This window comes from Actinomyces sp. HMT 175 (genome assembly GCF_016694895.1).
In the GTDB taxonomy this organism is placed as follows: Bacteria; Actinomycetota; Actinomycetes; order Actinomycetales; family Actinomycetaceae; genus Actinomyces; species Actinomyces oris.
In genome coordinates this window covers 15,238-36,975 of record NZ_CP068012.1, presented here as the reverse complement: position 1 = coordinate 36,975, position 21,738 = coordinate 15,238, and the positions used below count along the sequence as shown (strand labels likewise).

18 protein-coding genes are annotated in these 21,738 nt (G+C 66.5%); 6 read left to right on the top strand and 12 right to left on the bottom strand.

All coding sequences use genetic code 11. The annotated features are described in order from the left end of the window. Positions 1–117: 117 nt before the first annotated feature. Positions 118–699 (top strand): hypothetical protein, encoded by a 582-nt coding sequence (locus tag JJJ14_RS12540; RefSeq protein ID WP_236592850.1) that lies wholly within the window; start codon positions 118–120, stop codon positions 697–699. A 197-nt stretch (positions 700–896) separates the two neighbouring features. Here JJJ14_RS12540 and rplI read toward each other — a convergent pair whose 3' ends face one another. From rplI to JJJ14_RS00140, 5 genes are all read right to left on the bottom strand, one after another. Next, a complete protein-coding gene (gene rplI / locus JJJ14_RS00160; protein ID WP_003788450.1) occupies positions 897–1,352 on the bottom strand; it encodes a 50S ribosomal protein L9 in 456 nt (151 codons plus the stop codon). 15 nt (positions 1,353–1,367) lie between these two features. Next, positions 1,368–1,604, bottom strand: a complete 237-nt coding sequence (rpsR, locus tag JJJ14_RS00155; RefSeq protein ID WP_003783656.1) for a 30S ribosomal protein S18 — start codon at positions 1,602–1,604, stop codon at positions 1,368–1,370. Positions 1,605–1,690: 86 nt separating this feature from the next. Next, positions 1,691–2,299, bottom strand: coding sequence for a single-stranded DNA-binding protein (locus tag JJJ14_RS00150; protein ID WP_075378105.1), 609 nt, complete (start codon positions 2,297–2,299; stop codon positions 1,691–1,693). 27 nt (positions 2,300–2,326) lie between these two features. Further along, positions 2,327–2,614, bottom strand: a complete 288-nt coding sequence (gene rpsF, locus JJJ14_RS00145; RefSeq protein WP_003788455.1) for a 30S ribosomal protein S6 — start codon at positions 2,612–2,614, stop codon at positions 2,327–2,329. Positions 2,615–2,863: 249 nt separating this feature from the next. Beyond that, positions 2,864–5,395 (bottom strand): transglycosylase domain-containing protein, encoded by a 2,532-nt coding sequence (locus tag JJJ14_RS00140; RefSeq protein ID WP_201444338.1) that lies wholly within the window; start codon positions 5,393–5,395, stop codon positions 2,864–2,866. Positions 5,396–5,953: 558 nt separating this feature from the next. Here JJJ14_RS00140 and JJJ14_RS00135 point away from each other — a divergent pair. Then, positions 5,954–7,330: an anaerobic C4-dicarboxylate transporter gene (locus JJJ14_RS00135; RefSeq protein WP_201444337.1), complete on the top strand. Its 1,377-nt coding sequence runs from the start codon at positions 5,954–5,956 to the stop codon at positions 7,328–7,330. Positions 7,331–7,465: 135 nt separating this feature from the next. After that, positions 7,466–10,882 carry a hypothetical protein gene (locus JJJ14_RS00130; protein WP_201444336.1) on the top strand — a complete coding sequence of 1,139 codons (3,417 nt, stop codon included), beginning with the start codon at positions 7,466–7,468 and terminating at the stop codon, positions 10,880–10,882. A 299-nt stretch (positions 10,883–11,181) separates the two neighbouring features. Here JJJ14_RS00130 and JJJ14_RS00125 read toward each other — a convergent pair whose 3' ends face one another. Together JJJ14_RS00125 and JJJ14_RS00120 are read right to left on the bottom strand one after the other, a co-directional pair. Beyond that, on the bottom strand, positions 11,182–11,340 hold the full coding sequence (locus JJJ14_RS00125) for a hypothetical protein (protein ID WP_176713575.1): 159 nt from the start codon (positions 11,338–11,340) through the stop codon (positions 11,182–11,184). After that, on the bottom strand, positions 11,340–12,113 hold the full coding sequence (locus JJJ14_RS00120) for a class E sortase (protein WP_201444335.1): 774 nt from the start codon (positions 12,111–12,113) through the stop codon (positions 11,340–11,342). Before JJJ14_RS00120 ends, JJJ14_RS00125 begins: the two co-directional genes overlap by 1 nt. Before the next feature lie 194 nt (positions 12,114–12,307). Here JJJ14_RS00120 and JJJ14_RS00115 point away from each other — a divergent pair, with 194 nt between their 5' ends. Next, positions 12,308–12,823 (top strand): cell division protein CrgA, encoded by a 516-nt coding sequence (locus tag JJJ14_RS00115; RefSeq protein WP_101559274.1) that lies wholly within the window; start codon positions 12,308–12,310, stop codon positions 12,821–12,823. A gap of 1,104 nt (positions 12,824–13,927) precedes the next feature. On the opposite strand, the gene JJJ14_RS00110 is transcribed toward JJJ14_RS00115, so the two are convergent. Together JJJ14_RS00110 and JJJ14_RS00105 are read right to left on the bottom strand one after the other, a co-directional pair. Continuing rightward, the gene (locus tag JJJ14_RS00110) at positions 13,928–14,782 is read right to left on the bottom strand and encodes a rhomboid family intramembrane serine protease (RefSeq protein ID WP_201444334.1); all 855 of its coding nucleotides are present in this window, start codon (positions 14,780–14,782) and stop codon (positions 13,928–13,930) included. A gap of 187 nt (positions 14,783–14,969) precedes the next feature. Further along, positions 14,970–15,491 (bottom strand): peptidylprolyl isomerase, encoded by a 522-nt coding sequence (locus JJJ14_RS00105; protein ID WP_029316092.1) that lies wholly within the window; start codon positions 15,489–15,491, stop codon positions 14,970–14,972. A 177-nt stretch (positions 15,492–15,668) separates the two neighbouring features. Here JJJ14_RS00105 and JJJ14_RS00100 point away from each other — a divergent pair, with 177 nt between their 5' ends. Next, complete coding sequence (locus JJJ14_RS00100) at positions 15,669–16,214, top strand: hypothetical protein (protein WP_070510232.1); 546 nt, start codon at positions 15,669–15,671, stop codon at positions 16,212–16,214. A gap of 157 nt (positions 16,215–16,371) precedes the next feature. Here JJJ14_RS00100 and JJJ14_RS00095 read toward each other — a convergent pair whose 3' ends face one another. Then, complete coding sequence (locus JJJ14_RS00095; protein ID WP_070510235.1) at positions 16,372–17,130, bottom strand: Rossmann-like domain-containing protein; 759 nt, start codon at positions 17,128–17,130, stop codon at positions 16,372–16,374. 549 nt (positions 17,131–17,679) lie between these two features. On the opposite strand from JJJ14_RS00095, the gene JJJ14_RS00090 reads away from it, so the two are divergent. Further along, entirely contained in the window at positions 17,680–20,316 is a 2,637-nt protein-coding gene (locus tag JJJ14_RS00090) for a CshA/CshB family fibrillar adhesin-related protein (RefSeq protein WP_201444333.1), read from the top strand. A 99-nt stretch (positions 20,317–20,415) separates the two neighbouring features. Here the strand turns inward: JJJ14_RS00090 and JJJ14_RS00085 are convergent, their stop codons facing one another. Together JJJ14_RS00085 and JJJ14_RS00080 are read right to left on the bottom strand one after the other, a co-directional pair. Beyond that, complete coding sequence (locus tag JJJ14_RS00085; RefSeq protein WP_201444332.1) at positions 20,416–21,264, bottom strand: AraC family transcriptional regulator; 849 nt, start codon at positions 21,262–21,264, stop codon at positions 20,416–20,418. After that, the gene (locus tag JJJ14_RS00080; protein WP_236592849.1) at positions 21,261–21,710 is read right to left on the bottom strand and encodes a GyrI-like domain-containing protein; all 450 of its coding nucleotides are present in this window, start codon (positions 21,708–21,710) and stop codon (positions 21,261–21,263) included. The genes JJJ14_RS00085 and JJJ14_RS00080 overlap by 4 nt, the downstream gene beginning before the upstream one ends. Positions 21,711–21,738 lie beyond the last annotated feature (28 nt).

The window sequence follows — 21,738 nt, the reverse complement described above, 5'->3', positions numbered from 1 at the left end:
CACCAGAAGCTACCCCTCCCACCTGGGGCACGACGCCTCACGTACCTGCGCCGACGACGCCTGAACCTGCCGCGGAAGGACATCACCACTGTATCGGGTCTGCCTGTAAGTACCTTGATGCGTACCACAGTCGACTGCGCCTTCGACCTTCCCGCCCACGACTCGGTGTGCGTGGTCGAGTCGGCTCTTCGCACTATCGCCCGTCCGTCGCGATATCAGTACTCCCAGTCGAGCCGCCGGGTCGAGGCTGCCCGGCATCAGCTCCAAGCAGCCATCGCGGCGCAGGGCCGACGTGCCGGGGCACGGCGCGCACGTGCCGTCGTGGCCATGGCCTCGGCCTTCACCGAGTCACCGGGCGAGTCGCTGCTGCACTGGTTGGTGCGCGCCCTGGGTCTGCCTGCTCCGCGCATTCAGATGGCGATCACAGATGTCCACCACTGCCGCCTCTACTTCCCCGATGAGGCCTGGCCGGAGTACCGGGTGCTGGCGGAGTTCGACGGACGGATCAAGTACAAGACCCCCGAGGACCTCTGGCAGGAGAAGCAGCGCCAGGACGCCCTGACTCGCATGGGCTGGCGCATCGAGCGCTTCATCTGGGCCGACTTCACGCACCTCAACGTGCTGCGCGACCGGATCCTGGCCCTCTTCCCCGCCACCGTCGCCCGCAGCGCACGCCCCGTGGCAGACCTGTGGAGATGACCGCGGCCCCGCCTCTTCCCCGCGCGTTCGTACCTTATGTCGTGCGTTCGAGGGGTAGAGGGTACGAACGCGCAACCTACCCTACGAACCGGACCGCCGGCACGACACTGTACGACCCAGCACGACCCACGACAACGCCGTCGGGCCGGAGCCCCCACGGGGAGGACCCGGCCCGACGGTGGAAGGATGCCCGGCGCTCAGCGCGCGGGGACGACGTTGACCTCGAGGGGGGCCACGACGTCGGCGTGCAGGCGCACGGAGGCGCTGTGACGGCCGGTCGACTTGATCGGCGGCACGACCTGGATCTTGCGGCGGTCGACGGCGGGGCCGCCGGCGGCCTTAACGGCGTCGGCCAGGGTCGCGGTGGTGATGGCGCCGAAGAGGCGGCCGTTGTCACCGGCGGTGGCGGAGACGGTCACGACGTTCTCCTGCAGCCAGGCGCGAGCGGTCTGGGCGTGCTCGAGGGACTCGATGGAGCGCTTGCGGCGCGCCTCGGCCATCTGGTCGATCTGGCGCTGGGCGCCCTTGGTCCACGGGGTGGCCAGCTTGCGGGGCAGGAGGTAGTTACGGGCGTAGCCGTCCTTGACCTCCACGACCTCGCCGGCGGAGCCGAGGTGGGAGACGTCGTGCGTGAGGATGAGCTTGGTGGTCATTGCGCGTGCCTCCGATCAGCGAGCCGAGCTCGAGTAGGGCAGCAGAGCCATCTCGCGGGCGTTCTTCACGGCCTTGGCGATCTTGCGCTGCTCCTGGACGGAGACGCCGGTGACGCGACGGGCGCGGATCTTGCCGCGGTCGGAGATGAACTTCCGCAGCGTGGCGGTGTCCTTGTAGTCGATGGTGCCGACCTTGATGGCCTTGACGGGGCTGACCTTCTTCTTCGGCTTGCGAAGTTGGGGCTTCGCCATGGTGGTACTCCTTGGTCTGAGCGCCTGAGCGCTCTACGAGATGAAAAGTGTTGTGTGAGAGGGAACGGGACGACGACGTCGCGGCTTTAGAACGGGGGCTCGTCACCGAAGGAGGTGGAGCCGCCCGTGGCCCACGGGTCGTCCGCGGCGCCGCCGGCGGGGGCGTTGTACCCGGACTGGCCCTGGCCGCCGAAGCCGCCACCGCCGTTGTAGCCGCCCTGCTGGGGGCCGCCCTGGTTGTATCCGCCCTGACCGCCCTGGTTGCCGCCGAAGCCTCCGCCCTGAGGGCCGCCCTGACCGCCGCCGAAGCCGCCACCCTGGCCGCCGCCGCGCGGCTGGCGGGTGACCTGGGCCTTGGCGTAGCGCAGGGAGGGGCCGATCTCATCGACCTGCATCTCCACCACCGTGCGGTTCTCGCCCTCACGGGTGGTGTAGGAGCGCTGGACCAGCCGTCCCTGGACGATGACGCGCGTGCCCTTGGTCAGCGACTCGGCCACGTTCTCCGCGGCGTCGCGCCAGATCGAGCAGCGCATGAACAGGGTCTCCCCGTCCTTCCACTCGCCGGCCTGGCGGTCGAAGGTACGCGGCGTGGAGGCGACCGTGAAGGAGGCCACCGCTGCCCCGGAGGGCGTGAAGCGCATCTCGGGGTCCGCGGTGAGGTTCCCGATGATGGTGATGATGGTGTCTCCGGCCATGGCGTTGTCTCCGTTCCCGGTAGAGGCTCAGGCCTCGGGACGCAGCAGCTTGGTGCGCAGAACGGTCTCGTTGAGGCCGAGCTGGCGGTCGAGCTCCTGGGCGATCTCGGGCGTGGTGGTCATGTCCACGACGGCGTAGAAGCCCTCGGACTTCTTCTTGATGTCGTAGGCCAGCCGGCGCTTGCCCCAGATGTCGACCTTGTCCACGGTGCCCCCGTTGCTGGGAACGACCTGCAGCAGCTTCTCGAGCGTCGCGTTGGCGGTGCGCTCGTCCGTCTCGGGGTCGAGGATGATCATGATCTCGTAGTGACGCATGCTTGGTACCCACCTCCTCTGGTCTGTGGCGGTCACGGTCCTTCCGTGACAGGAGGGTGATGCGTGCGGCGCACCATCCGGTGGACAGAGGTCCATCCGCCCGACGGCGCAGCCAGTTCGCCACATTACCGGACAACCGGGTGGCCCTGAAAGCCGAGACGGTGGGCCGACGACGTGCCATGCAACACGTCATCGGCCCACCGTCAGGCATCCGCGGGCGGACGGGGTCAGTCGGCGGATAGCGAGGCGCTAGAGGACGCCGCCCTGGTTCCCGCCGTTATTACCGCCGCCGTTATTTCCGCCGTTGCCACCATTGTTACCGCCGCCTTGGTCGCCGGGGTTGCCGCGGTTGCCGCCGCCGCCCTGGTCGCCACCATTGTTGCCGCCGCCGTTATTTCCGCCGTTGCCGCCGCCCTGGTCGCCACCATTGTTGCCGCCACCTTGATCGCCACCTTGACCGCCCTGGTCTTCACCAGGCTTCTTCTGGGAGTCCGGTTGCTCGGTCTGCTTCCCATCAGGCTGCGGGGTGCCCTGCGGCGTCGGCTCAGTGGTCGGCTGCGGGGTGTGGGTCGCAGTCGCCTCGGGCGGAGCGGTGGGGGTCGTAGTCGCCTCCTCCTCCGGCTCGCCGGTGGGCTTGGCGGTCTGCGGAACCGTTCCACCACGGGTGGCCAGCAGCTCGGCCGGCGGCGGGAAGTCCTCAACCTCCAGGCCCTCGTGCGCGACATTCATGTAGTTGATGAAGATGTCCGCCGGGTAGGTCGAGCCGGTGATCTCGTCGTACTCGCCCCAGGGCTCGATCGACTCCTCCGAGCCGTCCGTTCCCGTCTGGTAGAGGGTCACCGCGGTGACCACCTGAGGAGTGAAGCCCACGAACTGGGCGGACTTGTTGTCCGACGACGATCCGGTCTTCGCGGCTACCGGGCGATCCATCTGGGCGGCCACCTTGTCCGCACTGCCGTTCGGTCCGGAGACGACCTGCTGGAGGGCATAGGTCGTATCCGCCATGACGTCCTCATCGAACTCGCGATGCCCCTTGGTGTCCGCCGTGTAGCGGTCCGTGCCATCGGGGTTCTTGAGGGAGGCCACGATGTGGGTGTCGTGCCGGATGCCCTGCGAGGCGAAGGTGGAGTACGCCGTCGCGATGTCGATCGTGTGCGGGGAGGCCGAGCCGAGCACGTTCTGGACAAGAGTCCGCTGCTCCGGGGTCTTCAGACCCTGGGTGTTCTCCGGGTAGCCGGCACGGTTCGCCACCTTGGCCGTGATCCCCTCCTCCAGGTCCTCGGCATTCATGAGCTCCTGATTGAGCTGGAGGTAGGGGGTGTTGAGCGACTGCTCCGTGGCCTGGGTGAGGCTGGCCCACTTCAGGGAGACGTTCTTGAAGTTCTGGAACTGATGGCCCTCGATGGTCATCGGCGAGGTGGCCGGATAACCACTGTTCAAGGACCACCCGTTCTCCAGGGCGGCCACCAGCGCGAAGGGCTTGAAGGTGGAGCCGGCCTGGGCGATGGCATCGGTCGAGGTGTTGACCTGACTGGTCAGATAGTCATCACCCCCGTAGAGCGCCAGCAGACCGCCCGTCTTGGGGTCGATGGACACCAGCGCCTTACGCAGGTTCGGCGAAGCGCCAGGAGGCAGGGATCTGACCGCGTTGACAGCGGCCTCCTGGTCCTTCTGGTTGATCGTCGTGACGATCTTGAAGCCGCCGGTGTCGATCTGCTCCGGCGAGATCTTGGCCTTGTTCTCAAGCTCGGAGCGCACCATCTGCAACAGGTAGCCGTTGGTGCCGGCGTAGACCTGCTTGGTCTGGGACTCCTCGAGGTGCGGCATACCCGTCTGCTTGGCCTCGTTGTACTGGGCCTGGGTGATGTAGCCGTCGTCAAGCATGAACTGCAGAACTCGTCCCCACCGCTCCTTGGCCTTGTCCGGGTTCTCGGCCGGGTCCCAGGCGCTGGGCGACGGCAGGATCCCCGCCAGGAGCGCGGCCTCCGAGGGGCTCATGTCCTTGGCGGGATGGCCGAAGAAGGCCTGCGAGGCGGCCTCGATGCCATAGGCTCCACGGCCGTAGTAGACCGTGTTGAGGTAGTCGCCCAGGATCTCCTTCTTGGGCTTCTCCCGGTCGATCTTGATGGCCATGATGGCCTGCTTGAACTTGCCGGAGTAGGAACTGGTGGTGTCGACGTAGTAGTTCTTCACGTACTGCTGCGTCAGGGTCGAGGCGCCCTGGGTGTCGCCTCCGCGCAAGTTGTTGATGAGGGCGCGCGCGATGCCCTTGGGGTCGACGCCCTTGTTGGAGTAGAAGGAGCGGTCCTCGGAGGCCACCACCGCGTTGCCCACATAGTCCGGCAGGGTGGAGGCGTCCACCGACTGCCGGTTGATCTCCGCGAACTTCCCCATCTCCGTGGTTCCGTCGGCGTAGTAGACCGTACTGCTCTGAGCCAGCGCGAACTCGCTGGGCTTGGGCACCTTGATGGTGTTGTAGGCCCACATGAAGGCGCCGACAGTGCTGAGCACCCCCAGCAGGAAGACGCCCAGGACGAAACGCCAGCTGGGAATCCAGCGGTGAATCTTGCCCTTGCCGGCGCGGGGGTAGTTGAAGAAACGGCGCTTGCGCCCCGAGGCGGCGTCCTTGGAGCGCTCGGCCTTCGACTGCTTGCGCCCCTTTCCGGGCTTCTTACCGCCCCCCGAGACCCTGCCCAGGGTATGCCGACCGGCGCCGGCCACCTGGGTCAGCTTGTTGCCGACGGGGCGGCTGGGTCCGCTCCCACTCGTGCCTTCTGCCACGCGCTCCTCGTTTCGGTTGATGTCATGGAGGTGACTGGGTGCCGCGACGGCGCGGGGGATAACGCTCCGGTTGCGACATAGGGTCTCATCATGACCGATGTTGGCTGCTGGCGCCGACTCGGAGGCCGGTCAACGTCCAGCAGGACCGCCGACGGCGATCGGGAGTGATCGCTGCGGACAAGCCGCATCGGGCGCCGACATGCGTCCAGTATGAAGGAACACCGGGCCGTGATGGTAGCGATGCAGACCTGGGAACCAGCCATGACGTGACCGACTCACGTTATCCCGTTGTCACCTAAATCGCCCCGAACAGCACTCTCGTGCGCTTTGAGGGGCGACGACGGAGCACCGGGAGCCAGAATGTGAGTTCGCGCCCAGCCGGCAACGAAGCACACCGAAAACGGCCGGTATCAACCAGGACAATGGTCCTCGGCTGCTGGTGAGACACTGACCTCAATCCTCCCGCTAGGTCAGTTTCGCGTCTCGGCTCCTCGCCTGCTCGAAGATCGCCGCCCCTCACTCGTCCTCACCCGTTCCGCCCAACCGGGGAGATCCTCCATGGACGCCAGCACAGCCCTTCAGACCCTCAGCATCATCCTTCAAGTCGCCATCATCCTCACCTGCCTCATCGTCGGGGCGAAGAAGGGCGGGATCGCCCTCGGTCTCATCGCCGGGATCGGCCTGCTGGTCCTCGTCTTCGGCTTCCGCCTGGAGCCGGGAGAGGCCCCAGTCGACGTCATCCTCACCATCCTGGCCGTCATCGGGTGCGCCGCCACCCTCCAGCAGTCCGGCGGCCTGGACGTCATGATGCAGGTGGCCGAACGGATCCTGCGTCGGCATCCCGAGCAGATCACCATCCTGGGTCCCTGCGTCACCTGGTTCCTCACCGTCCTGTGCGGGACCGGCCATGTCGTCTACACGATGCTGCCCATCATCGCCGACATCGCCATCAAGAAGAACATCCGCCCCGAACGCCCCATGGCCGCTTCGTCGGTCGCCGCCCAGATGGGCATCACCGCCTCACCGGTCTCGGTGGCCACGGTCTCCATCGCCTCCATCATCGCCAAGAACACCGATCGGCACTGGTCAGTCCTCCAGATCCTGGCGATCTCCATCCCGGCGTCACTGTGCGGGGTCCTTCTGGCCGCCCTGTGGTCGATGCGCCGGGGCAAGGACCTGGACGAGGACGAGGAGTACCAGAAGCGTCTGGAGAACCCGGAGTTCCGCGCCACCGTCCACTCCAGCTCCGAGACCCTCATCGGCAAGGTGTTCCCGCCTCAGGCCTACCGCGCCACCTGGATCTTCCTGGGCGCCATCGCCGCCGTCGTCGTCCTGGGCGCCCTGGAGGTACTGCGTCCCCAGTTCCCCACCGGCGACAACGGCGCCATGGAGCGCCTGAGCATGAACCTGGTCATCCAGATGGTCATGCTCGCCGCCGGGGCACTGATCCTGCTGACCTGCAAGGTGCAGGCCGGCAAGATCGCCTCCACCGCGGTGTTCAAAGCGGGGGCCACCGCCATGTTCTCCATCTTCGGGGTCGCCTGGATGACCGAGACGGTCGTCCACGCCCACCTGGAGAGCCTGGAGCACAGCCTCTCGGGCGTCCTGTCCCACCACGTGTGGATGTACGCCATCGTCCTGTTCATCATCGGCAAGCTGGTGAACTCCCAGGCCGCCGGCCTGCTCATCGTGGCCCCCATGGCCCTGTCACTCGGGGTGAGCCCGGTGGTCGTCGTCGGATTCATCGGCGCCTCCTACGGGTACTTCATCCTGCCCACCTACCCCTCGGACCTGGCGGCGATCGGCTTCGACCCCACCGGCACCACCCACATCGGCAAGTACGTCATCAACCACTCCTTCCTGGTGCCCGGGCTCATCGGAGTGCTCACCTCCTGCGTCGTGGGAACGGCACTGTCCCAGATGCTCCTGACCTGAGCGCTTGACATCGCGCCGGTCGGTCGCCGTTCGCCTCGACCGACCGGCGGATGCGACGTCGAACACACTGGAGAAGCGGTCCTTCTGGGCAGAACGTAACAGGAGCGTGTCGTTTGGTCCGTCTAGGCTCGTGCCATGACAACTACAGACGCGGCCACCACTTCCGCCATCGCCCTGCGTTTGGAGCTGCTGGGACTTCCCGTTCCGGCACCGGTCAAGCAGAGTGAGGCGGACCGTCTCATGTCCCCGATTCTGGCTCGCCAGCGCGAGCTCTCCCGCCGGCTGGCTCACCGCCCCTGTGCCGCCGACCAGCGCATTCAGACCTTCCTCGACTCCTACCTGGAGGGCGCGGCCGTCACCCCGAGGCTGCCCCGCTCCACCTTCGTCCTGGACCAGCCGGGCCTGGCGCGGGCCCTGTCCCTGCCTGAGGACGCCACCAGCTTCACCTCCGACTACGTCGAGAGCTACCGAGTGCTCGGCGGCGTCCTGCACAACCCCCGCAACGACCGCCGCACCACTGCCGGCGTCTTCCACGTCGCCGAGGGCGGCCTGCCGATTCCCGATGACAAGATCGCCGTCCCGCGCGATGTCTTCGCCCGTCTGCTGGCCCACGCCGTCGATGCCCCCGAGGACCTGCTGACCCTGCCGTGGGCCTCCCGGCAGGAGGACCCGGCCCGCTGCTTCGTGTCCCTGCTGCTGCGCCCCGTCGTCGTGCCCGGGGTCCCCGGCTTCTCCGCCGAGCGCTCCATGGAGATCCGTTTCATCGCCCCCGGTGGCCTGGTCTCCAACCTGGACTTCGTCGAGGGCATCTTCGGCAACGGCGGCGACCCCTACCTGCCGGAGAACGACTCCTCCCTGGCCCCGGAGTCCTGGACCGGCCACACCGGCTGCGTCATCCTCGCCCCGCACCTGACCACCCTGACCAAGAAGGAGCTGGGCCTGCCCTCCTGGGAGGAGGCCACCGAGCGTCAGCGCCGCGACGGCCAGTGCTGGAAGGACGAGGCCGAGCTCTACAACGGCGGCAAGGCCTTCAAGTGCGTGGCCCGCGACGAGCGCGGCGTCATCGTCACCGTCATCGCGGACAACTACTTCGGCTACTGCAAGAAGGAGGTCAAGACCCAGATCGGGTACTCGGCCAACCTCTTCGGCTGCGTGGAGGAGGAGCACGCCGGCGGCGCCGTCGCCTACCCGCGCTACAACCTGGGCCAGGAGTACACCGACATCCACACCCCCGAGGGCCTGACCCTCGAGCACGTCATCGAGCGCAACCCCGGCCGCTTCGAGGCGCGCCAGGACGGGTCCGCCGTCGTCGTGGACGACCCGACCGTGGTGCTGGTGCCCGCCGGCGCCCACTACTCGATGCGCAGCCAGACGATCACCTGGACCGGCCCCGACGGCCAGGAGGCCTCGATCCCGCTGCTCGTGGGCAACACCTACGTAGCCCCCAACGGCTACCGGGTCCACGCCAAGCACCGCGAGGGCGACGCCACCCAGTGGCACCTGGTGGGCACTGCCCCCTGGTCCACGCAGGCCCACAAGCCGGCCACCGTCTCCGGCGGCGGCAAGTCGGAGATCTCCAAGTCCCTCCTGGACGCCTTCGTCTTCGGTGAGGCCTACGTCGGCGACGTCGACGAGGACTTCGACGCCGTCCAGGCGATCCTCGACGGCAACTACGCCGACCGCTTCGTGGACCCGGCCAACAAGAGCAACAACCACCGCTCGATCCTCTCCGAGCGCCGCTCGCTGGGAAGCGTCATCAAGCTGCTGACGCCGTCGTCGATGTACACCGAGGAGTACAACGCCTTCCTGGAGTCGATCCCGGCCCACATCAAGGAGCTCGTCTTCACCGTCAAGCGCTTCTACCAGCCCAGCTGGGGCCAGGACTGGCGCAGCCACTTCTCCGTGGGCATCATCAACGGCCGCAAGGGCAACTCCCTGCGCCTGGACGGTGAGGTCATCAAGGTCAACATGCTGCGCGTGGGCTTCGAGGACGACGGCGCCTGGCGCCTGCTGTCCCTGCGCCCGGACTTCTCGCCTGCGGCCAAGGTCCAGACCGAGGACGACATCACCGCCTCGATCGTGGCCCCCGGCGGCCTGGTCTCCACCCCGGACTCGCAGCTGTCGCGCAAGTTCGTCACCAACTGCGAGTCCCTGCTCTTCCAGCGGCCCGATGACGCGATCGTGCGCGGCTATGACAAGCAGACCGAGTCGGACATGTCCGATCCGCAGGCGGACCTGTTCATCTCCAACTTCCAGCCGCTGACGCCCGCCGACGCCCGGGCGATGGCCGCCGACGCCCCCGGTCTGTCCCGCTTCACCCAGCCCATGCAGGATCTGGTGGCCCGCGCCGCCGCCCTGCCCGAGGCCGAGGACCCCGCCGAGCAGACCTACTGGGTCTCCACGGCCGACCCGCGCCTGGTCAACGGCGCCCCCACCAAGAACCCCCGCTACCTCCAGGTGCGTCCCGACATCGCCAACCCGAAGGACGTGGCGCTGGCGGACCTGACCAACCACCTCTTCCGGGACGTTCCCCTGGACGAGGCGCTGCGCCACAGCGTCGACGTCGTCGCCGCCGGGCGCCGTAACAACCCGCCCGAGGACGGGGTTCCGCCCCTGTGCGCCTACAACCCGCTGCACTACATGGAGCTGCCCGAGCTGTTCATGGAGTTCATCTCCTCCATGACCGGCAAGTCCCCCTCGACGACGGGCGCCGGTAGTGAGGGAGCCCTCACCAAGGCTCCGTTCAACGCGCTGCCGGCCATCTACGACCTCAACGCGGCCCTGCTGTCCTACGCCCTCAGCGGCTATGACGGCTGGCTGTCCTCGGCCGGCTACATCGGCCCGAAGGTACAGGTGGCCCACGACATCTCGCTGCTCATCCCGGAGATCTTCTCCCGCATGAGTGCTGAGGAGCGCGACGCCCGCCACCTCGTCGAGGGCGGCTACCTCGAGCGCATCGAGGACTTCGAGTACGAGGGTCGCACCGTCCAGGCCTCGCGCCTGGGCTACCGCATGAACCAGGCCTTCACCTCGACCTTCTTCGGCCGGATCTTCCTGCACCCCGACGTCGTCTTCACCGAGGAGATGCTGCGTCCCGAGCTGCAGGATGAGGCGGTCTTCGCCGACTCAGTGGACATCATCGTCACCACCCACAAGGTGGTGGCCGAGCACTACCGGGCTGACGGCTCCATCGAGTGGGCCGTGCCGCCGCTGCGGGCCCTGCTGGAGATCATGATCGACGGCACCTCCCGCGAGGGCTGGGACCTGACGAGCCCGGAGTTCCGCGCCCTGTTCGAGCGGGAGAACATCCTGAGCTCGTCGTGGTACGCGGAGCGCCTGGACGCCAAGGTCGCCCGCGACACCCGCCTGGCTCACCAGGCCATCGAGGACCTCACCCGCTTCTACACCGCGGAGAACAACGAGGAGGTCGTCGAGCGCCTGAGCATCGAGGGCCGCCTGGCCGAGGCCCGTGCCTGGCTGGACAAGGTCAGCTCTCCGGCCTACCGCGAGCACCTCGTGGGCACACTCGGCCTCCAGCCCTCGCTGGCCTGAGCGGACGTCGCGCCGGGCCTGCACCAACCTCCTGCGGGCCCGGTCGCGCACCGGCCCTGTCGCTGACGACGGAGCGCGTGTGGGGAACAGGATTCCTGTTCCCCACACGCGCTCCGTTCCTCACACTGCCTCTTCGTTCCGATGGAAGAGGCTTGGCGGGGCGCCGGTGTCCATGGTGCTGACATCAACCCCGCACCGGCACCGCGCGCCAAGAAGAAATCGCGGTATTACAACGATCCTCGAGGAGGCCTCCGCCGTCGGACTCGTCAATGTCAGCACTGTGGACACTGGGCCGCCGGTCAGCCGACGTCGGCGTTGCCGGACAGGTGCCAGGTGGCGTTGGCCCAGGGGAAGACGTACTGCATGAGCACGTAGACGACTCCGACGATGAGGATGAGCGACTCAATGGCCTTGAGCCACGCAGGACCCGGCAGGTGCCGCCAGATGAAGCCGTACATCAGTTGACCCCCGGGTCGTTGAGCACGGACTCCGGACGGCCCTCGGAGCGATCCATCCAGTAGGCGAACTTCGCGTGGACGATCCAGCGTAGGTCATTACCGAACTCACCGGCGGTCGATCCGTGGCAGGTGGTCAGTGTGATGTACCGGTCCGTGGGCTGGGCGTCCGGCTGGTTGGGGACCGGGGCGATGACCTCGACCTGCTCGGGCTTGACGAGCTCGTGGCCGGTCACCTTGAACACGTACCAGGTCTTGGCGGTGGAGACGATGATCTCGTCGCCCTCCTGGAGCAGGTCAATGCGGCGGAAGGAGTTGCCGTAGGTACGGCGGTGCCCGGCGATCGCGAAGTTCCCGAGCTCTCCGAGCTGCTGGGTGTTGGTGTAGTGGCCCGCCGCCGCCTGGTCCAGGACATCGGATCCGGTGCCCTCCATGATGGGCATGTTGTTGTTGGTGACGCCGTACCACTTGGGGACGACAAGCATCCCGATGGTCTCGCCGTAGCCGACCTGCTCCATGACGGGAGGAGCATCGTAGTGCTTCTCCCCTGCCCGCTTGGGGGACTCGACCTGCTTCTCGTGGAACTGTGTGGCCACCGCCTTCGCACTGGCGTTGGCGTCAATGCCGGTCCACCACAGCTGCCAGCACAGGAAGAGGGCGACGACCAGACCGGCGGTGATGAGCAACTCACCGATTCCGGTCAAGGTGCCGTTGAAGATTCGGACAGCACGACTCTGGCCGGGTGCACGGTGTCGCACAAGACCTCCTCTAGTCATCGCCCCTCCTCAGAACTGGGACATCATCAGGCTAGCGGCCAGTCTAAGGGGGTACACCCCCCACATGACCAGCCAGGAGTGGTGGACTCATCACAGGATGCGCCGCGAGGAAGCTTCGCAGCATGTCCTAGGCTAGGCCCGGATGTATTGCGGTGGTCTCATGCCACCGTCCCCAGACAGTGAGGAGACCCAGGGTGGCCTTGGAGAAGAAGTCCACAGCGGACGACGCCGACAAGAGCTCGGAGAAGGTCTCGAAGAAGAGCTCAGAGAAGAACAGCGCGAAGAGCGCTGAGAAGGGCACGGGCTCGAAGAAGGGCTCTGCCCCCTCTGAGAAGACGGAGACGAAGGACAAGGCGACCAAGGGCTCGAAGAAGAGCTCGTCGTCGAAGAAGAAGCACCCTGAGCGCTCCGGCAACCCGGCCAAGGCGGCCAAGGCTCTCGAGGAGGAGTCGCGCGCCGCGGCGAACCGGGTCTCGCGCACGCCCAAGAAGATCAAGGACACCGCCTCTCCGCGCTGGTACGCCCCCACCATGGTGACGCTCCTGGTCATCGGGCTGCTGTGGGTTGTCGCCACCTACCTCTTCCAGGGCAGGTACCCGCTGCCCTACTTCGCCGAGCACCACGCCGGAGACTGGCTGTACAACGGCAACCTCTACATCGGCTTCCTCATCATGATGTCGGGCTTCCTCGGTCTGCTTCGCTGGAAGTAGCAGGTTTCAGACACTCACACGATCAGGCATCCGCACAGGCCCCCGAGCATCGGCTCGGGGGCCTTGTCGTCAGCGGTGCGGTCCTACTTTCCAGGCGCCCGGCACAGCGGATTGCCACAGCGGGTTGAGCGAGCCGACAGGACTGCTTGTTGATCGCATCACCGAGGGCCGCCCCACGAAGGGGCCCGGGCTGGATCCCCGGAGCCCGGCACACATGGCCTTGGCCCGCTCCTTCTTCCTCCCCAGGCCATCTGTGGATCCGTGGACAACTGACTCCCCACAACCCACGTCGACTTTCCCCATATGTGGACAGGCCTGTGGATAACTACACGCTTGTGTTTCCACACCTGTGTCCACAGATGTGGATGAACCACAGCGCTGTTCTTTCAGGCTTGTCATTCATGGCCGCCGGGCTGCGCGGTGCTTCTCAGGGCCGGTGCGTCTCATGTGCCGTCTCCTCACTTCTGAGACACCCGCTCGGGCAGGAACCTTGGGCAGGCCGGTGGCCCTGGAAGCGAGGACAGGACGAAGGGAAGAGGTCTGGTGGGGCGTCGGTGTCCACAGCGCTGACATTAACCCCTAATCGGGACTGCTCGCCGAGGAAAAACCGCAGAATTCCAACGATCTCCGCTGGGTGATTCGCCGGCAGGCTCGGTAATGTCAGCGCTGTGGACACCGGGCCGCGCAGGAGTGAGTCAGGGGTTCCTACGGCACAGCCCGACGCCTCCGTCATAGGTCCACCCCCACCGCTCCCTGCCCGCTGTCTACACAGGGTCCCGGTGGTCATGGTTCGACGCCGGCTCCGCCCCGAGTCTGCCCGAGTCGACCTGCTCCACGAGGGTCGGGATCCACTGACCAAGGGTTGTGCCTACTGCACGAAGGCCCCACCCACCCAAAGTGCACCCGACCCTCCTCCAGTAGCACCCCACCCCTCGTGCAGTGACTCCAGACGACGACGGCAGCCACCACAGTGACCGGGGCAGCCCCCTCCGGCAGGCCGATGCAGCAGCTCTCCCAACCGGCAGACCCACCCAAGCGGTGTCTTGAGATGTCATGACATCCGAAACTCTCAGAAGTCATGAGACAACACAGGGCCGGTGCGTCTCAGGAGAGGAGGGCCCGAAGCAGATCGAGCCCTACCAGGGCCACCGCGACCGCAACGGTTCCGGCAATCCCCACCGCCTGCCGCTTCCCCCGCGGCGCCCAGGCGTAGATCGCCGAGACGATCCCTCCGACGACAAGCCCACCGAGGTGCCCCTGCCAGGAGATGTTGGCCCCCAGGAAGGAGATGACGGCATTGATCGCCACCAGCGCCACGATCCCCGAGGTGTCTCGCCCGAAGCGCCGTTGCACGATGAACATGGCCGAGAACAGGCCGAAGACCGCTCCCGAGGCGCCCACCGTCAGCGTGAGCCAGGACTCCGTGTCCGGCCAGGAGAGCCAGTAGATCATCGTCGAGCCGCCCAGGGCGCTGAGCAGGTAGACGCAGGTGAAGCGCCACCGCCCGAGCACTGGTTCAAGAGCACCGCCCAGTACCCACAGAGCCCACATGTTGAAGCCGAGGTGCATGTAGTTCGCATGCAGGAAGGCGGTGGTCAAGAACCGCCAGGGCTCGGAGGCGGCCAGTGCCGGCACGAAGCCCAGGCGGAGCTCCAGCGACTGCATCGTCACCTCGGGGATGAGGACTTGAAGCGCGTAGACGACGACGCACAGGCCGACGAGGATCTTGGTGACCAGGGCCCCGGAGGTGACGTTCCCGCCCAGCAGCGTGCGCGCCTGACGTCGGCCGGCCTGAGACTGACGAGCACAGTCCACACAGTGGACCCCCACCGAGCTGGGCACCTGGCAGGCGGGACAGGTGGGGCGGTCGCAGCGCTGGCAGCGCACGTAGGCCACCGTGCCCGGGTGCCGCGGGCACACCGGCGGTGCCTGCTGCGGAAACGAGTTCGTCGAGGTCATCGGATGCTCCTGTGCGGATGATCGGGGCTTGAGCGGGTTGGGACGGGTGAACCGGATACGACGACGCCGCCGGGACGCGGGTCCCAGCGGCGTCACAGAGGCGAATCACACCTGATTCCGGTGCTTCGGTAGCGGTGCGGTGGGCGACCCCTCGTTGCTGAGAGGCCACCCCTTGTCCTCGTGGAAACTACTCGGTGATGTCCACCGAGGTGATGATGACGTCCTGCACCGGGCGGTCACGCGGGTCGGTCTCCACAGCCGAGATCGCGTCGACGACGGCACGGGAGGCCTCGTCGGTGACGGCACCGAAGATCGTGTGCTTGCCCTGGAGCCACTCGGTGGGGGCGGTGGTGATGAAGAACTGCGAGCCGTTGGTGCCCTTGCCCAGGCGGCGGCCGGCGTTGGCCATAGCCAGGACGTAGGGGGCGGCGAAGGTCAGGGAGGCGTCGATCTCATCGTCGAAGACGTAGCCGGGTCCTCCGGTACCGTCACCCAGCGGGTCACCGCCCTGGATCATGAAACCGGGGATGACGCGGTGGAAGATGACGTTGTCGTAAAGCGGAGCGTGGGACTCCGCGCCGGTGCGTGGATCCGTCCACGCCTTCTGGCCGGTGGCCAGCCCCACGAAGTTGGAGACGGTCTCAGGAGCCTGCTCGGGGTAGAGCTCCAGGCGGATATCGCCGAGGTTGGTGTGAAGAGTCGCTTCCATGAGTGACATGGTGGCACGGTCGCGGGCCCATCGGCATGAACCCCTCAGTGGTGTGCGGTGCTGTTCACCCCAGGCAAAACGGCTGGACATCGTGTGGGCCAGGCCGCGCCGGGGTGCGACCATTGGTTCACGTTGCACAACGACCGTCTGTATCCGTTTCCAACCTGGGAGGCAACCATGTCCTGCCTGACGAAGACATGCTGCGACAAGAAGCTCGACACCACTCATCTGCGCAAGGAGGCAGCAACCCTTGCCGGATCCGTCGTCGGCCAGGCTGAGAAGGCTGCCCTGTGGGCTGCTCCGCACGTCAGCAAGGCCGCCGGGGGCGTGGCCCGCGCCGCCAAGGACGCACAGGAGCGTCTGGAGCCGGTGGTCCACGAGGCCCGCTACCGGGTTGTCGAGGACTACATCCCTCGTGCGCAGCGCGCCGCCGTGGCTGCCCAGGCTGCTGCAGGTACGGACGGTACCCTGACAGAGCGCGCCCAGCGCGTGGCTGTTGCCGCAAAGTCCGCCGCATTGGAGGTTCCCGTGAAGAAGCAGAAGAAGCACCGCGTGCTCAAGACCCTGGGTTGGCTCGCCGTCGCCGGCGCGGCCGCTGCCGGCGCCTATGTCGTGTGGCGTCGTAGCCAGCCCGTTGAGGACCCGTGGGCCGAGGAGTACTGGGCCGACTCCACCGAGGATGAGGCCGGCTACGGCATCAGCCCCGAGGACGCTCAGGCCTGACCGCCCCCTCAGAATTCACGACGGCGCCGCTCTGGACATGACCCAGCGCGGCGCCGTCGTTGTTCCAGTTCTCATCCCATGGCAGTTTCCATGGCACTTTCCATGGCACTGCCGCAGCGACCGACGCCTGCCGGCCGCCGTGGCGAGGGCCAGCCGATCAGGCCCGGTGACGGTGGACGCGGAATCCGGGGCCGATGTCGCCGGCCGGGACCATCTCGGCCAGAGAGGCGGGGTCGCTCAGTGAACTCGCCGCGATGAAACCGGTGATGGTGTCCACGCCGTAGTCGAGGAGCACCGGGTTGAGTGGCGTCGATGGCCCCACCAGGACGGTGTGCGCCTGGCGGGAGAGCTCGATGAGACGCGGCGCGGTCTTGTTGACGAAGCTCGATGAGGAGATGAAGACGAGGTCGCACTCGGGCAGGACGTACTCGCAGGCGCTGTCCGGCCAGTCGCCGGGCTGAAGGTTGCGCTCGAGGCAGATGTACTCGCCGGCGCCGGCCAGTGCGGCCTCGGCGAAGGGGAAGTGCCCGATGACCGCGACCCTCTTGCCGACGATCATCTCCCGGTAGGGGTCGAAGACCTGGCGCCAGGTCAGTCCCTCCCCGGTGGGTTCGAAACCGTTGTCCGCAGCCGTCTGCTCGCGCGAGTACCAGGAGTTGATGGCGGCCTGGCCGATGCTGGCCTCAGCCAGGTTCCAGGACTTCGCCAGGGCGCCGACGTCGCGCAGTGGCCGTCCCTCGAGCGGCCCGTCGTTGAGGGCCGGGCGGCTGCGCACATCCATGGTCCAGGCCGTGCCGACGCCGCCGGCGGAGTTGAGGACGCGGCTCCAGCGGGGCCCCTGTCCCGCTGTGCGCACGACGACGTCGTCGGGCAGTCCGTCAAGAAGCGCGTCGTAGATCTCCCATGGTTGTGACATGACCTCATCCTTCTGCAACCGGGCGGTGACTGAGCCCTACCTATCCTAAGCAGTCCCGTCCGACGGCGCAGCCCTTCGCCCCAGCACCTCAACGATTCCCTGCGGCATCACGTCGGTAGGAACAGGACGGAACACCACCTCTCACACGACAAACGCACACGCACGATCGAGCCGGAAGAATACTAATGCGTCACTTTCCGACCGATGACGCAATTCATTGGCGAGACTAAACCGTGACGTTGATTGCTGTTGAGTTGCAGGAAACTCACTGTGTTTCTCTGTGGAATTCCTAATGCTACCGTGTCAAGGCCCATGCCCCTAAAACTGAGGTAGCGCTTCATGCTTCGCCGATTCTTTGTCCGCTCGCACCGGCGGGAACTGACGTCGTCACGTCAACCCTCACGCCAGTCTCGTCGGAGACTGAGGAGCGGCGCCGCCATCTCGACGTTTGCCCTGATTGCCGGCGCACTGGGCACGGCGACGCTTCCACTCCCTCCGGCCGAGGCAATTTATGGTAATCCTGCCGGAGGATTGGGAAAATACACCCAGGTGATCGACTGGATCGACTGGACCGAGATGACCAATACCTTGCCCGGAAAAGGCACGAGAATCCTTCCCGACGGAAGCACCGGCGTGGTCTGGTCGACTCCCTCACGGATCTCCGGAGATAAGTGGCGAACCAGTCGATGCACCCTGTCCAATGTGCGTACCACGGCCGTGGGAAAGAACGAGACGGGGCTACCCACGGACCGGGGCTTAAGTGTCGGATACTATCCGGGTAACTGGATGGGCGACGGCCTGTCTCACCTGTACAACGACGGCACCAACTACACCGCCGGGGTCGCCAAGAAGCCCTATGCGACCTCATCGAACCTGCCTCTGGGCATTGCCAACCTGAGGGACTCCTCCACACAGCAGTTCCAGATCGAGTGCAGCGCCTACCTGGTGACCTCCGCCTCCCAGCCCGCGAAGAGCCAGCTGGAGCACTTCCCCAACAAGGTGGAGGTTCCGATGGAGGGTATCGTCTTCGCCGATGCTGAGGCCTCGAGCTGGCACATCCCCAACGGCCAGAAGGAGTACATCTCCGTTTCCCCGATCCCCTACGTCGCCTCCCAGAACGTCACCTACCGCCTGTTGGAGAGCGTCCGGACACCGGGATGCATCACGAACTCCGTCGTGGGCAAGGTCTCCGTGTCCACCCCTGTTGGTAACCGGCCCGGCATCAAGATGCGCCCGGACGACGCCGAGTGCAGCGCCAAGGTTCGCAACGGCTACGGCCCCTCCTCGGTCATGCTGCTGAGCAACATGCGCACCGGCTACGTCGAGATCCACGGAGGCGGTCGAGGCGCCGTCGCCTTCGGTGTCGTCTCCTACATGGACTACGGCGACGCGCCTGAGAGCTACGGCGTCGCCGGCAGTGCGTTCCAGCCGGCCTGGAGCGGCGGGGAGCTGTCTGACAGCGGAGAGCGCAACATCGCCCGCGGTAAGGCACCGTATGAGGGCGACGCCGGAGACTGGTACAACCTGAGTGCGGCAACGGACCAGGGGAACGTGGCCACCACGAACTCCGCCGTCGTGCGTCTGGGTGCCCTGACGGACCACGATGACACCATCACCCACACCGCTGACGCCTCGAGGGACAACACCACGGATATTGATGACGAGGACGCCCTGCCCGCCGGCTGGGACCGCGTCATCTGGACCGATATCGGCCAGAAGTGGAGCCAGGAGATCACCTGCTCGGGCAGCAACACCAAGATTGCCGGCTGGGTGGACTGGAACCGGGACGGCGTGTTCTCCGCCGGTGAGCGCTCCGCGGTGACCTCCTGCTCCAGCGCCGGTAAGGCCACTGTGACCTGGACCGTCCCCCAGGACGCCAAGCGGAGCACCATCAATGGCAACGGTGCGGCCACCTTCATGCGTCTGCGCATCACCGGCGCCCCGCCCAACGGACGGGAAGCCGAGGATCCTCAGCCCACTGGCATCGCGGTCAACGGTGAGGTCGAGGACCACCAGGTGCAGGTCCAGCTGCCCAACCTGTCCCTGGCCAAGCAGGTGGACAACACCGCGGCCGGCTCTCTGGGCCTGTCCGCCAAGGACTGGACGCTCACGGCAACTCCCAAGCGCGGTAAGACCGCCTCAGGCGCCGGCGGCTTCGACTCCGCTTACCTGCCCCAGGGCCAGACGGTGCTGTCGGAATCCTCGTCGTCGCCCAAGGCGGCCGGGTACAAGGCCACGGTCTCCTGCGTGCCACACCCGAACTCGGATATCAGGACTCCGTCGTCAACGGTCAACTCCGCCTCCAAGACCCTGGATCTGGCCACCGGTGAGTGGATGCAGTGCACGATGGTCAACACGGCTCAGCCCGGTCAGGTCGTCTGGAGCAAGGTCGACGACGCCGGCAACCCGCTGGCGGGGACCGTGTTCACGCTGGCCTCCCCGGCGCTCAACGGCGGTCAGAAGGAGGTGACCGACTGCGTCACCACCGGTGGGAAGGCCACGTGCCCCAACGGCTCGGTGGACCAAGACCCTCGAGCTGGGTTCTTCAAGGTCTCCGGGCTCACCTGGGGCGAGTACTCCATCACCGAGACCCAGGCGCCGGCCGGCTACCACCTGTCCTCCACCAGCCTGACCAAGACCCTGGACGGATCGGCGCCGGCCGCGGGCACCGACGACGACACCCCCACCCTCGACCTGGGTCAGGTCACCAACAGCCGGATCAAGGGGTCGGCCACCTGGACCAAGACCGATGAGCGGGGCAACCCCATCAAGGGTGCCCAGTGGTCGCTGGTTCCCCTCGACTCCAACGGTCGGCCCCAGCCGGACCAGGCCCGCACCATCACCGACTGCGTGGGCACCTGCGCCCAGGGCAGCCTGGACACCGATGGGAACCCCGGCGCCTTCAAGCTGGCGGAGCTGGGCTACGGCTCCTACGGGCTCATTGAGACCAAGCCACCGACCGGCTACATCCTGGACGCTACCCCCCGCACCATCACCATCTCCTCCCAGGGGCAGGTCGTGGCGCTGGGCAAGATCTCCAACCGCAAGTCGGCGGTGCCCGCCATCCCCTTCACCGGAGGGAGCGCGGCCGACACCTTCCTCATCGCCGGTGGGGCGGTGCTGGGGATCACGGCCCCGGTCATGATGATCCAGGCCTACCGACGCCGGCGGGCCCTGGAATCCTGACCCGACTCATGACCTGAGCGAACCGTTAGGACGCACATGATGGGCGGCAGACACCGAGGTGTCTGCCGCCCATCTGCGTGAACCATCAGGCCGGATGCCTCACAGGAGCGGCAGGAGGATGTCGGTGACGGCGTCGACAGGTGGTGTGGTCGCCGGGTCGGTGAGGTACTCCTCGATGATCGGATGGTCTCGCGGCTCCTCGCCCGAGCTCGGCAGCCACTGACCGTAGAGCCACCGGTAGGCGGCATGCATCGACGAGTACGGGCCGATGTAACGCATGATCGCGTACCGTCCGTCCGGCACCATCCTCTCAGCAAGGCCGTGGGGAATCTTCGTACCGGGGTCGACGACGGTTCCAGCCGCCGAGCGCAGATCAGCCGGGGGAACGGCGTCGGGATCGTCCTCATAGATGGCAACCATCAGACTCCCTGAGCCCACACGGTCTCTGACTCGGCTGAAGGCCCGGCCGATATCCATATAGGAACCACGGTGCTCGGATACGGCAAGTCGATAGCCGCGGCGAGTCTCCACACGAACCGCCCACCCCGGGTCCTGACTCACCGACGACGTCGATCCTGAACCACAGCTCGTCACTGGTGAGTCGATCGATGCCGGGCGTCCACCGATGCGGAATCGGCTGGGAGTCGTCCTATATGCGCGGAGAAAGGCTCGACTGAACACTTCGGTGCCGGTGAACCCGGCTTTCCAGGCGATCCGTTCCACCGGCCACGAGGTCTCTGTGAGCATGGCGGCAGCCCGCTCCAGACGGAGACGGCGTACGGTCTGAGCGACCGTCTCCCCGCGCACCGCCCGGTAGATGCGGTGCCAGTGATAGCGGGAGAACCCGGAGACCTGAGCGAGAGTCTCCAGGCTGAGGTCGTCGTCGAGATGCGCGTAGATGTAGTCGGTGACAACGTCGAGCTGGCGTTGGTACTGCTCAGCCCTCATGTGTCCGAAAGGACCCCGATGGACAGATAAATCGATCCGTCCGGAGCGTAGTACTCGTAGTCGGCACGATAGTCTCGGGTCAGGTCCTTGCGGGCCCAGACATCCGCCCACGCGTCATAGACACTCTCCGGCCGGGCATCGGCCAGCGTGACGATGTCGCGAGTGGAGTTCGGGATCGTCACAGTCACCTGACCAGAGGGAACCGGACCTCCGGCCTCGATGCGCCTACCGATGACGAGGGTGTAGACACCGTCGACATCGTCACCGGGAGTCTCGTAGTCGGTGTAGACCGCATAGATGCCGGGGCCGACGCCGGGCTTCTCGGGTGCGAGGAGCCCGGCGTCGGCAGCGGCCCGCCAGTGAGGAGGAATGGTGCGGGCCGCCTCTCGGTTCGACGTCCGAAGAGGCAGGCCAACGACGTCGAAGGAGCCAATCGTTTCTCTCATGCGTTCCATGATGCCCGTATGGCGCCCA

Excerpts from the sequence above, each read along its gene's own strand:
- rpsR (WP_003783656.1), bottom strand. The coding sequence starts at position 1,604 with ATGGCGAAGCCCCAACTTCGCAAGCCGAAGAAGAAGGTCAGCCCCGTC.
- JJJ14_RS00150 (WP_075378105.1), bottom strand. The coding sequence starts at position 2,299 with ATGGCCGGAGACACCATCATCACCATCATCGGGAACCTCACCGCGGAC.
- JJJ14_RS00130 (WP_201444336.1), top strand. The coding sequence starts at position 7,466 with ATGACAACTACAGACGCGGCCACCACTTCCGCCATCGCCCTGCGTTTG.
- rplI (WP_003788450.1), bottom strand. The coding sequence starts at position 1,352 with ATGACCACCAAGCTCATCCTCACGCACGACGTCTCCCACCTCGGCTCC.
- rpsF (WP_003788455.1), bottom strand. The coding sequence starts at position 2,614 with ATGCGTCACTACGAGATCATGATCATCCTCGACCCCGAGACGGACGAG.
- JJJ14_RS00100 (WP_070510232.1), top strand. The coding sequence starts at position 15,669 with ATGTCCTGCCTGACGAAGACATGCTGCGACAAGAAGCTCGACACCACT.
- JJJ14_RS00095 (WP_070510235.1), bottom strand. The coding sequence starts at position 17,130 with ATGTCACAACCATGGGAGATCTACGACGCGCTTCTTGACGGACTGCCC.
- JJJ14_RS00135 (WP_201444337.1), top strand. The coding sequence starts at position 5,954 with ATGGACGCCAGCACAGCCCTTCAGACCCTCAGCATCATCCTTCAAGTC.
- JJJ14_RS12540 (WP_236592850.1), top strand. The coding sequence starts at position 118 with ATGCGTACCACAGTCGACTGCGCCTTCGACCTTCCCGCCCACGACTCG.
- JJJ14_RS00085 (WP_201444332.1), bottom strand. The coding sequence starts at position 21,264 with ATGAGGGCTGAGCAGTACCAACGCCAGCTCGACGTTGTCACCGACTAC.
- JJJ14_RS00105 (WP_029316092.1), bottom strand. The coding sequence starts at position 15,491 with ATGGAAGCGACTCTTCACACCAACCTCGGCGATATCCGCCTGGAGCTC.
- JJJ14_RS00110 (WP_201444334.1), bottom strand. The coding sequence starts at position 14,782 with ATGACCTCGACGAACTCGTTTCCGCAGCAGGCACCGCCGGTGTGCCCG.
- JJJ14_RS00120 (WP_201444335.1), bottom strand. The coding sequence starts at position 12,113 with ATGACTAGAGGAGGTCTTGTGCGACACCGTGCACCCGGCCAGAGTCGT.
- JJJ14_RS00080 (WP_236592849.1), bottom strand. The coding sequence starts at position 21,710 with ATGAGAGAAACGATTGGCTCCTTCGACGTCGTTGGCCTGCCTCTTCGG.
- JJJ14_RS00125 (WP_176713575.1), bottom strand. The coding sequence starts at position 11,340 with ATGTACGGCTTCATCTGGCGGCACCTGCCGGGTCCTGCGTGGCTCAAG.